General features: G+C 61.3%; 12 protein-coding genes. 4 read left to right on the top strand and 8 right to left on the bottom strand.

Annotated elements, in window-relative coordinates:
- Positions 1 to 146: 146 nt before the first annotated feature.
- From RXV86_RS18320 to RXV86_RS18300, 5 genes are all read right to left on the bottom strand, one after another.
- The gene (locus RXV86_RS18320) at positions 147 to 953 is read right to left on the bottom strand and encodes a substrate-binding domain-containing protein (protein ID WP_316301786.1); all 807 of its coding nucleotides are present in this window, start codon (positions 951 to 953) and stop codon (positions 147 to 149) included.
- Positions 950 to 1,663, bottom strand: coding sequence for an ATP-binding cassette domain-containing protein (locus RXV86_RS18315; RefSeq protein ID WP_316301784.1), 714 nt, complete (start codon positions 1,661 to 1,663; stop codon positions 950 to 952). Before RXV86_RS18315 ends, RXV86_RS18320 begins: the two co-directional genes overlap by 4 nt.
- On the bottom strand, positions 1,663 to 2,367 hold the full coding sequence (locus RXV86_RS18310) for an ABC transporter permease (protein ID WP_316301783.1): 705 nt from the start codon (positions 2,365 to 2,367) through the stop codon (positions 1,663 to 1,665). Before RXV86_RS18310 ends, RXV86_RS18315 begins: the two co-directional genes overlap by 1 nt.
- A 303-nt stretch (positions 2,368 to 2,670) precedes the next feature.
- A complete protein-coding gene (gene glp, locus RXV86_RS18305; protein ID WP_316301782.1) occupies positions 2,671 to 3,945 on the bottom strand; it encodes a gephyrin-like molybdotransferase Glp in 1,275 nt (424 codons plus the stop codon).
- A 58-nt stretch (positions 3,946 to 4,003) separates the two neighbouring features.
- The gene (locus tag RXV86_RS18300; RefSeq protein WP_316301781.1) at positions 4,004 to 6,670 is read right to left on the bottom strand and encodes a molybdopterin-dependent oxidoreductase; all 2,667 of its coding nucleotides are present in this window, start codon (positions 6,668 to 6,670) and stop codon (positions 4,004 to 4,006) included.
- Between the two features lie 128 nt (positions 6,671 to 6,798).
- Here RXV86_RS18300 and RXV86_RS18295 point away from each other — a divergent pair, with 128 nt between their 5' ends.
- Positions 6,799 to 7,503: a winged helix-turn-helix domain-containing protein gene (locus tag RXV86_RS18295; RefSeq protein ID WP_316301779.1), complete on the top strand. Its 705-nt coding sequence runs from the start codon at positions 6,799 to 6,801 to the stop codon at positions 7,501 to 7,503.
- Between the two features lie 60 nt (positions 7,504 to 7,563).
- Here RXV86_RS18295 and RXV86_RS18290 read toward each other — a convergent pair whose 3' ends face one another.
- Positions 7,564 to 10,353: an ATP-binding protein gene (locus tag RXV86_RS18290; protein WP_316301777.1), complete on the bottom strand. Its 2,790-nt coding sequence runs from the start codon at positions 10,351 to 10,353 to the stop codon at positions 7,564 to 7,566.
- Between RXV86_RS18290 and torT the strand changes: the two genes are divergently transcribed.
- The gene (gene torT / locus RXV86_RS18285; RefSeq protein ID WP_316301775.1) at positions 10,352 to 11,338 is read left to right on the top strand and encodes a TMAO reductase system periplasmic protein TorT; all 987 of its coding nucleotides are present in this window, start codon (positions 10,352 to 10,354) and stop codon (positions 11,336 to 11,338) included. The two genes, RXV86_RS18290 and torT, sit on opposite strands and share 2 nt — an antisense overlap.
- 75 nt (positions 11,339 to 11,413) lie before the next feature.
- Here torT and RXV86_RS18280 read toward each other — a convergent pair whose 3' ends face one another.
- Both RXV86_RS18280 and RXV86_RS18275 read right to left on the bottom strand, forming a co-directional pair.
- Positions 11,414 to 12,397: an Ldh family oxidoreductase gene (locus RXV86_RS18280; protein ID WP_316301773.1), complete on the bottom strand. Its 984-nt coding sequence runs from the start codon at positions 12,395 to 12,397 to the stop codon at positions 11,414 to 11,416.
- A 30-nt stretch (positions 12,398 to 12,427) separates the two neighbouring features.
- Positions 12,428 to 12,721 (bottom strand): hypothetical protein, encoded by a 294-nt coding sequence (locus RXV86_RS18275; protein WP_316301772.1) that lies wholly within the window; start codon positions 12,719 to 12,721, stop codon positions 12,428 to 12,430.
- 217 nt (positions 12,722 to 12,938) lie between these two features.
- Between RXV86_RS18275 and RXV86_RS18270 the strand changes: the two genes are divergently transcribed.
- Both RXV86_RS18270 and RXV86_RS18265 read left to right on the top strand, forming a co-directional pair.
- Positions 12,939 to 13,622: an SGNH/GDSL hydrolase family protein gene (locus RXV86_RS18270; protein ID WP_316301770.1), complete on the top strand. Its 684-nt coding sequence runs from the start codon at positions 12,939 to 12,941 to the stop codon at positions 13,620 to 13,622.
- A 39-nt stretch (positions 13,623 to 13,661) separates the two neighbouring features.
- Positions 13,662 to 14,030 (top strand): hypothetical protein, encoded by a 369-nt coding sequence (locus RXV86_RS18265; protein ID WP_316301769.1) that lies wholly within the window; start codon positions 13,662 to 13,664, stop codon positions 14,028 to 14,030.
- Positions 14,031 to 14,033: the final 3 nt, after the last annotated feature.

The raw sequence follows: 14,033 nt of genomic DNA, 5'->3' as shown, positions 1-14,033 counted from the left end.
TTATCTGACCAAAAACACTCTGGGGCCGGCGGCCTGGCCCTCGAGCCGGTCGGATTGCGAAGGCAATTCGAAAGTCGGCTCAAGATCAACCCGTCAGTCTGACGGGTTGGAGAACCGACGTTAAAGCACGCTCCCGCAGAGCCCAATCACTCTGTAGATGCGTTGAATACGAACAGAGTCTCACCGTTGATTTTGTAATCGTTGATCAACGTCTTGGCCGTATCCGACACCAGCCAAGCCTCAAGCCTGACTGCCAGATCGTTTTTCACATGGCCGTGCATGGCCGGGTTCACCGGAATGTAGGCATATTGGTTGAACAGCACCGGATCGCCGGAAAACAGAAGCGCCAGATCACCTTTGTTGCCGAAATTCAGCCAGCTGGCCCGATCCGACATGATATAAGCATTCATACCGCTTGCGGTATTGAGCGCCTTGCCCATGCCCGCGCCCACCGCGCGGTACCAGCTGCCGAATTTCCCGGCATCCTTCCCTGCAGCCTTCCACAGGCTGAGTTCCTTCTTGTGTGTACCGCTTTCGTCACCCCGGCTGACAAACACTGCCGCGGCGTTGGCGATTTTCGAAAGAGCATCTCTGGCATCAGTTGCCGTGGCCACCCCGGCCACGTCTGTTTTGGGACCGATAAAAACGAAGTCGTTGTACATTATCTCGCGCCGGTGCGTGCCGTTTCCAGCGGCCAGGAACTTCTCTTCTGCCTCGCGCGAATGTACCAGGATCGCATCCACATCCCCCGCAGCCCCCAGTTTCAGCGCCTGCCCCGTGCCCACCACCAGCAGCTGCACCTCCAGCCCAAGATCTTCCTTGATAGCGGGCAACAGGATGTCCGACAGTCCGGAATTGTGAAACGAGGTTGTCACCGCCAGCTTCATTTGATCGGCCCAAACCGCTGTCGACAAACAAACCGCGGCGATCATCCCGAAAAATACATGCTTCATTCCACGATATCTCCCTTCAGAAACGCGCGGGCCTCTTTCGTCGTCGGCCCGGCGAAAAACTCCTTTGCCCTCGCGAATTCATGGATTTTTCCATGCAGAACAAAACCCACCTCGTCCGCCAGCCGTCGGGCTTGGCCCATGTCATGGGTCGACATTATGATCCGGGTGCCGCTTTCCGCCACTCCGGCCAGAATGCTCTCGATCTCGCGGGTCGCGCGCCCGTCCAGTGACGCGCAAGGTTCATCCAGAAAAAGCACCTTGGGAGCCCGAACCATCGCCCGAGCAAGGGCAAGCTTCTGTCGCTCCCCACCAGACAGCACGGTCGCCTGACGATCCAGCGCATCCGTCAAACCAACCTTGCCAGCCCAGTCCTCGACAATGCGAATGGCCTCAGCGCGAGGCGTTCCAATCAGCTTGAGTGGATAGAGCAGGTTTTCACGCACATTCCGACGCAGCACAACCGGCGTCTGAAAGACAAACGCCTGATGGTGACGCGCGATGTCCTCGGAACAGGCCCAGCGTACGGTGCCGCCACCAAGGCGCGCAATCCCGTGCAGCATTTTCAAAAGTGTCGTTTTGCCGGCACCGTTGGGGCCGATCACGATCGTCGTGCCTGTGCCTTCAAGCGTCAGGTCCACCGGCCCGATCAACACCTTTCCGCGGCGGCGCACCACGGCGTTCTTGGCGACAAGAGGCAGGATCTCGGTCATTACCAACGCCCCTCCCGCTCGGTCCTGCTCAGCGCATGTATTGCCAGATTCACCAGGATCGCCATGGCGATCAGAACAAAGCCAAGCGCCAGCGCCAGGGCGAAGTCCCCCTTGCCAGTTTCCAGCGCAATCGCCGTGGTCAACACCCTTGTGGCATGGTCGATATTGCCGCCCACAATCATGATCGCGCCAACCTCGCCGATGGCACGGCCGAACCCGGCCAAAACGGCAGTCAGCAACGCCCGGCGCCCATCCCACAACAGCGCCGCCATACGCTGCCGTTTGGTCGTGTTCAGCGAAATCAGAAGGTCATGGTATTCCGCCCACAATTCACGCAGCGCCTGGTGCGCAAGTGACGAAATCAGCGGTACGATAATGATGACCTGAGCAACGATCATCGCGGTCGGAGTGAACAACAAGCCGAACACGCCAAACGGCCCTGATCGACTCAGCAAAACGTAAACGATCAGCCCCACCACGACTGGCGGCAAGCCCATCAACGCGTTGAGTATGGCAATCGTCACACGGCGAAACGGAAACCGGCGTACCGCGAGGATTGCACCGATAGGCAACGCGATACACGAAGCAATCAGCAACGCGCTGAGCGTGACTTGAAGCGATCGCAAGCTGATCTCGACAAGATCCGCATCCAGTCGGATCACCAGAAGAAAGGCCTGGGTCAGTGCTTCCCAAATGGTCGACATTATCTGTTTGCCACGCCTTGTCCCGAGGATCCGTTCCACCGAACCGAAGCACAGCCAGATCAGAATGAAAATGCTGTTGAACAGGGTGAGGCGGAAAAGGACAAATTGTCCAGATGCGAATTGGCCGGGCCACCTTCCGGCTGCAAACTTGTCCAGATCGGCGGATGGACGGCAATCAGAATGAACCGGCGCGATGGGCGTGCTTGGCGAGGTAGGTAATCCGGTCGCTTTGGTTATTTTCGGCAGCACCGCAGGGTTGACGCGCGCCCCCTTACCTAGGGCGTTTCGAAACCACTTTGCCAGTTACGTCGATTTCGATGCGTTTTCTACGGCCCCGGTGAAGCGCTGCCAGCGCAGCGAATCACCAGGCGCCACAGTGGCGGATGAAGCGGACACAATCGCCAACCCGTCGGCCTCGACCATTGGGAATAGCGTGGCGGACACGCTGTTGCCCAAACGCTCGAGGATGGGTGTGCCTTGCTCGTCATGGTCAGCGACGCACACCGGGAAGACCTCGGCCCGGCCCGGCCTGCGGGTCCAGTCGAACCCGGCCTTGGCGCGGCGCATAGCGAAAGACTCCGGCGTGGCGCCGGACAGCACGGCGATCTGGGGCCTGGCAAACAGGTGGAATCCGACAAAGGCGGCAAAGGGGTTGCCCGGCAGACAGGTCAGAACGGTTTTGCCTATCCTGCCAAAAGCGATCGGCTTGCCAGGTTTGATGGCGACGCGCCAGCCGTCAAGGGTGCCGCCTGCCGCCATCAACGCGGCGCGGACATGATCGCGCCCACCGATTGACACCGCACCCGAGGTGAACACGAGGTCGAATTGGTCACCCAGCCTCTCGAAGGCCTGCGTGGTGGCCTCCAGGTCGTCGGGCAGCACGCCAAGGTCGGTCACATCCACCCCTGCCGCACGGCACAGCGCCATCAGCATCGGACGATTGGCATCAAAAATCGCACCTTGCGCATGCGGCCCACCGGTCAGCTCGTCCCCGGTCGAGAAAATGCCAACACGGGGAGTACGGGTGACCTTCAGGTCGGTAACGCCGTTGGCGGCCAGCAGGCCGACATGACGCGGCGCAATCACCTGACCGGGGTTCAGCAGGCTCGCACCTTTGGGCTGGTCGCTGCCCTTGCGGCGGATATTTGCGTCAGGTTTGGGCCGGGCGTGGACGCGCACCGTGTCGCCCATGTCGGTGCAATCCTCGGATTTCACCACCGCGTCGGCGCCAAGAGGCAGCGGCGCTCCGGTGTAGATTCGCGTGGCCGCACCCGGGGCCAACTCGCCCGCCGCCGCCCCGGCCGCCACGGTACCGGCAACCGGAAGCGTATCGGTATCAGCAAGGTCCGCCACGCACAGGGCAAACCCGTCCATCGCGGAGTTGTCGAAAAACGGCATCGCTTCGGGGGCGAGAACACGCGCGCCACTGACGCGACCCAAGGCGTTATCCAGCGAAATGTTTTCACCGTCAGGGATGGGCGAGACCTGTTTTTGCGCCAAAGCAATTGCGCGCTCAAGAACGATCAGTTCGGGCGCGGGATCGGCTGCGGCCTCCTGGTCTTTTAGTTTGTCCGACATGTCTGGAAGTCCCCGAATCGAAAAGGGCGGCCAGCAGATGCCAGCCGCCCCTCTTATCTTAGTGCGCGTCAGCCGCACGTTCCATCAGGAAGGCTTCGACCGTTGCCATTTCAGCCTCTTCCAATCCGGCCCGTTCGAACATGGACGGCAGGATCCCTTTCCACTGCAACTTGGTGTAGTGGCTGGGTTCACGCGGTGCGTGGCAGACGGTGCAGCGTTCGTAGAACAACCGCTCGTCCGGGGTCATGTCGGCCATCAGCCGCTCGGCCACACCCTCAATCCGGTCGAGGCCCATCTTGTCCTCGTCGACCTCTGCGTAGGCGAACTCTTCCAGGATCGGCGGTTTCTCGTATGCCATGTTCGGACCATCGGCGTCTTCACACTTCTTGATCGACGCAAGGCAGGTGTTGGCCGAGGTCGCGTTGGACAGGCCGGACGAGCGCTGGGTCGAAGTCACGAAGTTCACCAGTCCTGAATTGCAACGCCCCTTGCTGTCGACCGACGGCCAGGCCCCTTCGTAGATCGAGATAACGCCGGGCATGATTTCGTCCGAGAGAACCGCACCGGCGATGCAGGCGCCGCGATCATTGTAGATCTCGACCAGGTCGCCGTCGGCGATGCCGCGTGCTGCCGCGTCTTCTGCGTTGATCCGGACCGGTTCGCGTCCCTGCACCTTGTAAAGGGCCTGCAGGTTTTCGGATTGGTCCATCTGGCTGTGGATGCGGAACCATGGGTGCGGGCTGACCACGTGAACCTGGCCTTCCTTGGCGTTGCGCAGATACTCATGCTTCTCGATCCAGGTTGGCATGCCGGGGCAGTCTTCCAGCTCCAATTTGGCGATGGTGTCACAGAACATCTCGATCTTGCCGGACACGGTGTGCAGCGGGCTGCCGTCGGGATCGTCGTAGAAGGCGCCGTGGCGGTTCCATTTGCGAGCCACGTCGGGCACCGGCATCCGGGCATAGCCCTTTTCCCAGAACTCTTCGAACGGGGTTTCCGCCGCTGCGCTGGACTTGGCATAGGCCGCCTTGACGTGGTCCATGTATTCCAAGGAGTCGGTGAATTGCGCCCAGACACCCATCTTGTCGGCCATCGCTTCGAAGATCTCATAGTCGCTCTTGGCTTCGCCAAGCGGTTCGATGACTTTCTTCATCGCGTAGACCTTGTCGTTCGAATAGGTCCCACCCGAGGTGACGTCGTCGCGTTCCAGAGTTGACGACGCCGGCAGAACGATGTCGGCCCAGCGGGTTGCCGCCGTCCACCAGACATCGACGCTGACAACCGAGTCGACCTTGGCCAGCGCCCGGACAAGCCGCGTGGTGTCCTGTTGGTGCGACATGAAATTGTTGCCCGCGTTCACGATCATCTTGATGTCCGGATAGACGTATTCGTGACCGTTGTGCTTGAATGCCATGCCGGGGTTTTCCAGCATTTCGGTGATGCGGCTGGCCGGGCAGATCGTCTTGACCGGGTTGCGGCCCTGGCCCAGGCCTGCGGGGGTCGAGTTGCCGCCCTGCGGCATGCCGCCATTGCCATAGTGCCACGAGTAACCGATACCTTCGCCGGGTTTGCCGATCTTGCCGCAAAGCGCAGCAAAGTTGGCAATCGCCCAATAGGCCATTTCCCCGTGCTGGGCACGCTGGATGGCCCAGGAGCCGGCAATCTGGGCTTTCGAAGTTGCCAGAAGCTCGGCCAGTTCCTTGATCTGGGCTTCGTCCATGCCCGTGATTTCGGCGGCCCAGGCCGGAGTTTTGGCGACGCCGTCGCTCTCACCTTTGACATAGGCAATCCATTTGTCGGACCCGACAGTGTATTTCGCCATGTAGTCCTTGTCGTCGAGACCCTTTTCCATGACGTGATAGGCCATGGCGAGGAACAGCGCGGTGTCGGTGTTGGGAACGATCTTGATCCAATCGGCATTCAGGAACTCGTCCGACGCGGTGCGCTGCGGGTTGATCGAGATGAACTTCACGCCAGCGTCGCGGATGTCTTCCCAGTGGGCATACATGCCATGGTCGGCGACGCGGTATTCGATCCGGTTGTTCTTGATCGGGTCAGCGCCGACCAGAAGGAAGACCTCGGTATTGTCGCGGATCACTTCCCAGGCTGTCTGGGCGGAGTAAACCTCCATGTCGCCGATCACATGCGGCAGTACGATCTGACCGGCCCCAGCCGACCAGTCGCCAACAGTTTGCGAGTTGCCGCCGATCAGGTTGAAGAACCGGCCCTGCATCACGTTCGGGCGGAATGTCCCGGCGTTCGACCAGCCGCCATAGGACGAACTGAAAATCGCTTCGTTGCCGCCCTTGTCGATGGTGTCGAGGATCGCCTTGGAAAACAGGTTCATTGCAGTGTCCCAATCGACACGAACATATTCTTCCTTGCCGCGCAGTGCGGGCTTGGTGTCGCCGCTTTCCCAACCGGCAAGGTAGGATTTGCGCACCATCGGATAGTCGATCCGGGTTTTCGAATAGACTCGGTCGACAACGCCCAGGCTGAGCATTTCGGTGGGCCGCGCGTCCAACTCGATCATCGGACTGACCGAGACGATCTTGCCATCGCGGACAACCGCTTCAAGAGGCCCCCAATGGGTGGCATGGAAAACCCGGTCCGTGAACGAATTGGGGTCGATCGAGGCCATCGCAGTGGTGTTCCACAGCGATGAAAGACCAACGGCCCCGGTCCCGATTAGGAAACCGCGACGTGTGGGGGAATGGAATGACATGGGGTGCTCCTATGCAAAAGGGGTTTCTTCATTGGCCCCAATTCTAAGGCTGCGGTGTGAACCGGTCTTGTCACTCGGATGAACGGGCTGTAGGATTTTGTAACAGAATGTAAAAGTCAGGCTGCCCCATGACCCAGCACATCGTCATCGTCGAGGACGACGTGGTTACACGCCGCCGCCTTGCGGCACAGCTGCGCCAACAGATGTACCGGGTCAGCGAAGCCCCGGACGCCACCACGATGGAAGAGATCGTAGCGCGTGATCCGGCGGATGTGCTGCTGGTCGATATCAACCTTGATGGCAAGGACGGGCTGACCATCACCCGCGAACAGCGGGCGTTCTCGAAGGTGGGTATCATCCTGATCACCAGCCGGACCGATCAGATCGACCGAATCGTCGGGCTGGAGCTTGGGGCAGACGATTATGTCACCAAACCCTTCGACAAGCGCGAACTGTTCGCCCGCATCAAGAACCTCGCCCACCGGGTCGAAGATTGCCGTAAGGCCGAGAAGGATCATCAGCCCGTGGTGACCCGCTTTGGCGATTGGCAGCTTGACCGGATGCGGCGACGGCTGGTGGACGGTGCTGGCGCGGTCGAACACCTGACCCGGGCTGAGTTCGAACTGCTGGCAGCCTTTGCCGATCATCCCGGCATGATCCTGTCACGTGACCGGCTTCTGGACATGATCCAGAACCAGAAATGGGCGCCGGACAACCGCACCATCGATGTGCTGGTAGGACGCTTGCGCAAGAAGATCGAACCGGACCCTTCGGCACCAGAATGGATCATCACCATCCATGGCGAGGGTTATATGCTGGCTAGTGCGGGTTAGGTCAAAACGGTCACCAGACATTCACAAGGTTTGACAAAAATGCCCTTGACCCCACCCTTGCTAAACCCTCAACCCCAGATCTCTCGCTATAGCTTTGAGGGTGGCGACAGCCTCGACGATGCCCTGATCCAGCCCCTGAACTGCACCCGACACATCCTCGCCGTCGTGCGCCGCCTGTTCAATGGTGCCCAGCTGATCGCAGAGCGCCGTCAGGGCAAAATTCGACGCCGCCCCCTTTAGACGATGCGCCTGTTTCGCCAGCGCGGAACGGTCCGAAGAGGCGACGGCGGCCTGCATCGTAGCAAGTGCCGGATCGACTTCGTCAAGAAAGGCTTGGACGATGCCCGCGGTCTCTTCCGCGCCGATGTCCTCGATGTCACCGGCAATGGCATCGCGCACACCGTCCGGCACCGGCGTGTCGGGTATATCCACGCCACCACCCAGCAGTTCGGACAGGGCACGCGGCGATAGGGGTTTGTGCAACAGGTAGTCGACATTGAGGTCGCGCCGTTTCTCCGGACTGTCCTCGATCCGGTGCGCCGTTAGCGCGGCGATGGGCGGCGGTGCAGGCAACGTGGCTCTGATCTGCGCTGCCGCCTCGCTGCCGGAAATATCGGGCAGGTCAATATCCATCAAGATGAAATCGAACGCCTCGCCACCGGCCAGCCGCACCCCCTCTTCGCCGGTTTCCGCCTCGCGAACGGTGCAGCCCAGCCGTTCGAGATAGCCGCGCGCCACCATGCGGTTGACCGGTTGATCCTCGACTACCAGTACACGCAGACCAAGGTCCGCGCGGATCAGACGGTCGCCCTGTCGTGTCACCTGTTCCGGGTCGCCGGGAGCCAGCGGCACTGTAAGGGCAAACCGTGAGCCGGTGCCCGGGGTGCTTTCTAGCAAGAGCGTGCCTCCCAAAGCCTCGGTCAGGCGGCGACAGATCGACAGGCCCAGCCCCAACCCCTCAATCGCGTCCCCGGCGTGGGCCGGGCCCCGGGCATAGGCATCAAAGATGCGGTTGTGGTCCTGGGCGTCGATGCCGATACCAGTGTCGCTGACTGTAAAGCTGACCAGGTGTACGCCGCCATCGCCGGTAGTTGCATGATCGACTTCGAGCGTGACCTGCCCGGCCTCGGTGTATTTCACCGCGTTCGACAACAGGTTCACCACCACCTGCCGGATTTTCTGCAAATCGCCACAAAGCACCGGCGGCACATCCGCGCCCATGTCGACACCGATACCCAGCCCCTTGGCAGCAGCATTGGCGCGCAGATACCCGGCCAGTTGCCCCATCAGGTCGCGTAGATCGAAATGCACCGGCTGCAGCAGCGGCCGATGCTCCTGCGTGGCGGCATAATCAAGGATGTCATTCGACAGGGTCAGCAGGTTTTCGGCGTTCTGCCGAGCGATGGTGGCACGCTTCCGCTCGGCTTCGGTCCCGGCCTCCTGTTCCAACAGCCGCAACATGCCGACCACGCCATTCAGCGGCGTGCGGATCTCGTGGCCCATCATCGCCAAGAACTCGGACTTGGCGCGGTTGGCAGCCTCGGCCTCTTCACGGGCGCGGTCATGGGCGTGCATTTCGGTCACAACCTCGCTGGTGCGCTGGGCGACGGCCTCTTCTAGTTGATCGCGCAGCTGACGGGCCTCGACGGCACGAAGGCGCAGCACGTGCAGCGCCTGTTCCATGCGACCGATCTCATCGTGGCCGGTGACGGGTATATCGCGGTCATAGTCGCCACGGGCCACTGCTAGGATGTGGCGCGACACCGCCTTGAGCCGCGACACGGTGCGGCGGATGGTGACGATGCGGGCCAGAACCGCGCCGGTGATTGCTGCCACCAGCACCACAGCCAGCGCGACGGAAACCCACAGCGATACCCGTTCGGTGCGGGCCTGGCTAGCGGCGGCCTCAGCCCCCATGCCGCTGAAAAGCAGGTCGGCATAAGCGACAAGCGCATCGGTATGGGCCTGCAGCGCATCCAGTGCCACAGTGAGTTCAGCGTCGGCCTCAAGGCCGCGGGCGCGCAACCCGATCATGCCGTCCGGCATCAACTCGCCCCCCAGCACTTTAAGCAATTCGTCGGAGCGCGTGCGTGCGCTGGCCGACGGCAGATAGGCGGTGCGGCGACCGGCAATTTCCAGCGCCTCCTCGAGCTCGGTCCGCAGCGTTGCTAGCGCATCAACATCCGGCGCGCGTTCCACCTGACCCAGTGCCACGCGCAGGGCTTCGATCGCACGCAAGAGTTCGTAAAGCCGGTCATAGGCGAAGAAATTCACGTCGGCCAACTGGTCGAGCCGATCGGCAAGATGTTCGGCTGGGACGTCGTAGAGATCAGCAATAGTAGCGGTGACCTGCACCCGGGCAGTGTCGGCCTGCCGCGATATGATGTCTTCCAGTTCCGCCTGCAGCACAACCGCGTCGGCCTGTCGCGCCGCAATCTGGTCGCGGGTCTGCAACCGGATGCGTGCGGCCGCGGCCTGAACCTTGACCGCTGCCTCAAGATCGCTGAAGGCGGGCGCTTGCGGCCCCTTGAAGTCGGGGGCCTTTTTGGCCAAAGCGCCCACCTGCCCGCGAAGCAGGGCCACGCGTGTCGACAACTCGCTGGTCAGCGCGGTCAGGTCGGTGACATTTCCGATATCGGGATAGCTACGCGCCAGCGAGGCGATATGGGTGCTGCCAGATTGGATATCGCGGGTCAAGGCGGCGGCCGGCAGGTTGTCCTGAATCAAGGTCCGATGGCTTTGGACCAGATAGCGGTTCGATAGGATGGCAACAACGCCGACCATGACGGTAAGACCGGTGATGAAGGTGAACACCCTGCGAAGCTGCTTGTCAAAACGTGCCCGGGCCATGCGACACCTCTGCGCCCGCGCGGGTTTCGTTGTGGTCGCGGCGCTTCTGCTGCTTTGTATCACGGTTTCGACGGGCATGGCGCAGGAAAGCGCCGCGCGGGTCTGCGTGATCGTGCCGCATTTCAAGGATGAGTACTGGTTGTCCGTTGGGTTCGGGTTGCAACAGGCGGCCGATGAAACCGGCACCGAGCTGCGCATCTATGAATCTGGCGGCTACCATTCCCTTGCCCGGCAGATCGACCTACTCGAAACCTGCCGGAATGGAAGCAGTAACGCGGTGTTGATCGGGGCTGTGTCGGCGGATGACCCGACCCTTCTTGCCGCAGTGTCCGAAGCCGCTGCAACGCAGCCTGTCCTGGCCCTGGTCAACGCCCTGACCTCTCCCGATCTGTCAGGATGGGTCGGGGTAGACTGGCACGGCATGGGGACGGCTGTTGGCGGCTTTCTGACCCTGCGCCACCCGTCCGGCTCCGCCCCCGCACGCGCGGTGCTGATCACCGGCCCCGATCAGTCCGGCTGGGGGCCGATCCTTGATGGCGGGTTATCCGCAGGACTGGCCGGGTCCAGTGTAACGATCGTTGCAACCTATCGCGCCGATACCGGGTTGCGCGAACAATTGCGTCAGGTCGAACGCGCCTTGGCGGATCACCCCGACGTCGATTACCTGATCGGCAGCGCCCCGGCGATCGAAGGCGCGATGGCACTCTATCGGCGGCTACCCGATGGGGGCCACCGCCCGACCCTTGTCGCGACCTATATCAGCCACTCCGTCCTGCGCGGACTGAAGAGTGGCAAGGTCGAAATGGTCCCCTTCGACGATCCGATCGCGCAGGGGCGTCTGGGTCTTGAACTGGCTCTCAGATCAACCCGGGGGCAAAGTTTCCCGGGCGTATCGGGCCCCAGGATCACGACGGTTATCGCGGGTACGGAACAGGTCCGTGACATCCGGCTTTCGCCAGCCGGGTTCTTTCCGGTGCTTGAATAGAGCATCCCGGCTTTCGACGTCATGGCCTCAGAATTTTTCGAGTTTAACTCGACGCACAAGACAATTTCGAGATGCCTAGTTTATCCCAGCCAAAGCCCGTGTCTGCGCCCATACCGCGTCTTCCAACGTAACAGGGTCAGTTTCGACCTTGCCCTGCCCCGGCATCCGCGCGCCTTCATCCAGCGCCACCCCCTCGGCCACCTGCGCCAGCCGGTCAAAAAACTCGGGCGAGGTACCCGGATCCATTAGCAGGTAGTATTGCCCCAGATCATGCGGCGGGCCTTCGGGTGCCTTCAACGGCTTCACATCCCGGCTGACCACACCCCCGGTCATCCCAGCCGCCAGCAGCTCGGCCATCAGGCCAAAACCCCAGCCCTTGTAGCCCCCCATGCTGACCAGCGAGCCGCCCAACGCCGCCGCCGGGTCGGTCGTGGGATTACCATCCGCATCCACGGCCCAGCCCTCGGGGATGCGTTCACCCGCCGCTTTGGCCATGGTGATCTTGCCCAGCGCAACGGTGGTGGTCGACTGGTCGAACTGCATCGCGATCCCGCCATCGCCGTCGGGCACCGAAAACGCAATCGGGTTGGTCCCCAACACCCGCGTCTTGCCACCCGGTGGTGCCACAATGGGCGAGGCATTGGTCATGCCCAGAACGATCATCCCCTTCCGCGCCAGTTGTTCGGTGAAGTACCCCAACGAGGTACAAGTATGCGCATGGCCCACGGCAAAGCTCGCCACGCCGCACTCATGCGCCGCCGCAATTGCCTTGTCCAACCCGCGTGAAAACGCCGGCTGGGCGAACCCCAGTTTGGCATCCACATGCACCGCCCCGGGCTTGGGCCGTGTCACCACTGGTTCCGCCTTGCCGTCCACCCGGCCGGTCTGCAATTGCTGGCAATAGCTCTCAAGGTAATAGAGGCCACAGATCTTGTTGCCCACCGCCTCGGCCTTGCGTACCGCACGGGCCACCTCATCGGCAATCCAAGGAAGCGCGCCGTGCCGCTCCAGTGCCGCCTTGGTGGTCTGTTCGATCTCGTCGAGTGTAATGTCCGGCATGCTGCGCGCCTCTCTCAATTTCGGCGTCCATCACGCCCCTTGATACTCTCGGTGATTTTTCGCTGCCTTGGCAACCACATCGTGGTCCAGCTCAAAACCAAGCGCTTGCCACTTTTCAAGCGACAGCGCCCCTTTCTTTGGCTCAAGACAGGGCGAAGCAATCACGTTGTCGCGCAGCAATTGCCACTTGATCTGGTTGCCATTGTCCAACTTCGCCACCCTGCGGCCAATATCATGCTCAGCGCAAGTAGTGATGCCAGTAGTCATGCTGGAGTGAATACACAGGGTCACACCCGCCCCCTCGGAAATCGCCACTGCCGTCATCATCGCCGGTGGCCCGCCAAGCGACAAAACCTGCAAACTGCACGATTCGTTTTCAACGGGAGACCCCCTGCCTCCCGCGTTGTCGACATATGTTCAACAACCCCCCCGAATTGTCCGGCAATGTCCGCGGAACTCAACCAATTCAACACAATTTCGACGCATCCCATACTGGACCGGTTTTCCTCTCGGTCCTATCCTGATCCGCATGATGCGCCCAATGATCTACACTCTGGCTATTCTTGCCCTGCTCGGTCTACCGCTTTCGGATCAGCCGATTTCGGCCAAGGAACAGGCCCAGCCACGCATCCTGGTGATTGGCGACAGTCTTCTGGCCTCGCATTCCATTTCCGGACGCTCCGTCGGCCACTACCTGTCGCGCATCCTCAGCGAACCGGTGCGCAATAACCCGGTGGCTGGAGCACGAATGATCTACAACCTGCCAATCTCCGGTGCCATGGGTATGTCGATCCCGAAACAGTTCCGCCCCGGCCAATATGACTGGGTGGTGCTTAACGGCGGCGGCAATGACCTCTGGCTCGGCTGCGGCTGCAACAAATGCGACCGCAAACTCAATCGCCTGATTTCCGCCGATGGCAGGCGCGGAGTCATCCCCGGTTTGGTCAGCCGCATCCGCAAATCCGGCGCACGGGTGCTTTATGTCGGCTACCTGCGCAGCCCCGGTTTCGACACGCCCATTGAAAACTGCAAGGATGAAGGCGACGCGCTCGAGGCCCGCATCGCCCGCCTGGCCGCGCTCGATCGCGGCATCGTCTTTCACCCGATTACTGATCTGGTGCCCAGCGGCGACCTGTCGTTTCACGCTGTCGACCGCATTCACCCGTCTCTCAAGGCCAGCCACGCCATTGCCCGGCGCCTTGCACAGGTGATCCGGGCGAACTAGGCTTTCGGCATTCATCCCATTTGATTACCGGAGTTTGCCGTGAAATCCCTGTATACCATACTTGCACTTACCCTCGGCATCGCAACCCCCGCCGTTTCCGATGACGATGCCTTTTACGTCTCGTCGGGTGGCGACGATTACACCATCTCGGTGAATGCAAGTGGTTTCGTGTTGACCAGCCGCTATCCCAAGGCCCGGTTTGTCGAACAAGGCACCAACTCCTATGTGGTACGCGGGATCGAGACCTTCTATTTCGGCACTTCCTGCGATGCCTCGCACGAGGTTTTCGGCACAGGCAAATGGAGCTGGGCCAATGGCGGCTTCCGTGCCGAATTCGAAGACGGGTTCATCCTGGGCTTTCCCCGTCAGGAACTGCCCGAAGGGCATGGCAGCATCTGCCGCATGTAGTCA

Source organism: Aliisedimentitalea sp. MJ-SS2 (assembly GCF_032586155.1).
GTDB lineage: Bacteria > Pseudomonadota > Alphaproteobacteria > Rhodobacterales > Rhodobacteraceae > JAWHTC01.
The sequence above is the reverse complement of the archived record's forward strand: the minus strand, read 5'-3'. Positions and strand labels throughout refer to the sequence as shown.

Coding starts and splice junctions, on each gene's coding strand:
- RXV86_RS18320 (WP_316301786.1), bottom strand. CDS start 953: ATGAAGCATGTATTTTTCGGGATGATCGCCGCGGTTTGTTTGTCGACA.
- RXV86_RS18315 (WP_316301784.1), bottom strand. CDS start 1,663: ATGACCGAGATCCTGCCTCTTGTCGCCAAGAACGCCGTGGTGCGCCGC.
- RXV86_RS18310 (WP_316301783.1), bottom strand. CDS start 2,367: ATGTCGACCATTTGGGAAGCACTGACCCAGGCCTTTCTTCTGGTGATC.
- glp (WP_316301782.1), bottom strand. CDS start 3,945: ATGTCGGACAAACTAAAAGACCAGGAGGCCGCAGCCGATCCCGCGCCC.
- RXV86_RS18300 (WP_316301781.1), bottom strand. CDS start 6,670: ATGTCATTCCATTCCCCCACACGTCGCGGTTTCCTAATCGGGACCGGG.
- RXV86_RS18295 (WP_316301779.1), top strand. CDS start 6,799: ATGACCCAGCACATCGTCATCGTCGAGGACGACGTGGTTACACGCCGC.
- torT (WP_316301775.1), top strand. CDS start 10,352: ATGCGACACCTCTGCGCCCGCGCGGGTTTCGTTGTGGTCGCGGCGCTT.
- RXV86_RS18290 (WP_316301777.1), bottom strand. CDS start 10,353: ATGGCCCGGGCACGTTTTGACAAGCAGCTTCGCAGGGTGTTCACCTTC.
- RXV86_RS18280 (WP_316301773.1), bottom strand. CDS start 12,397: ATGCCGGACATTACACTCGACGAGATCGAACAGACCACCAAGGCGGCA.
- RXV86_RS18275 (WP_316301772.1), bottom strand. CDS start 12,721: ATGACGGCAGTGGCGATTTCCGAGGGGGCGGGTGTGACCCTGTGTATT.
- RXV86_RS18270 (WP_316301770.1), top strand. CDS start 12,939: ATGATCTACACTCTGGCTATTCTTGCCCTGCTCGGTCTACCGCTTTCG.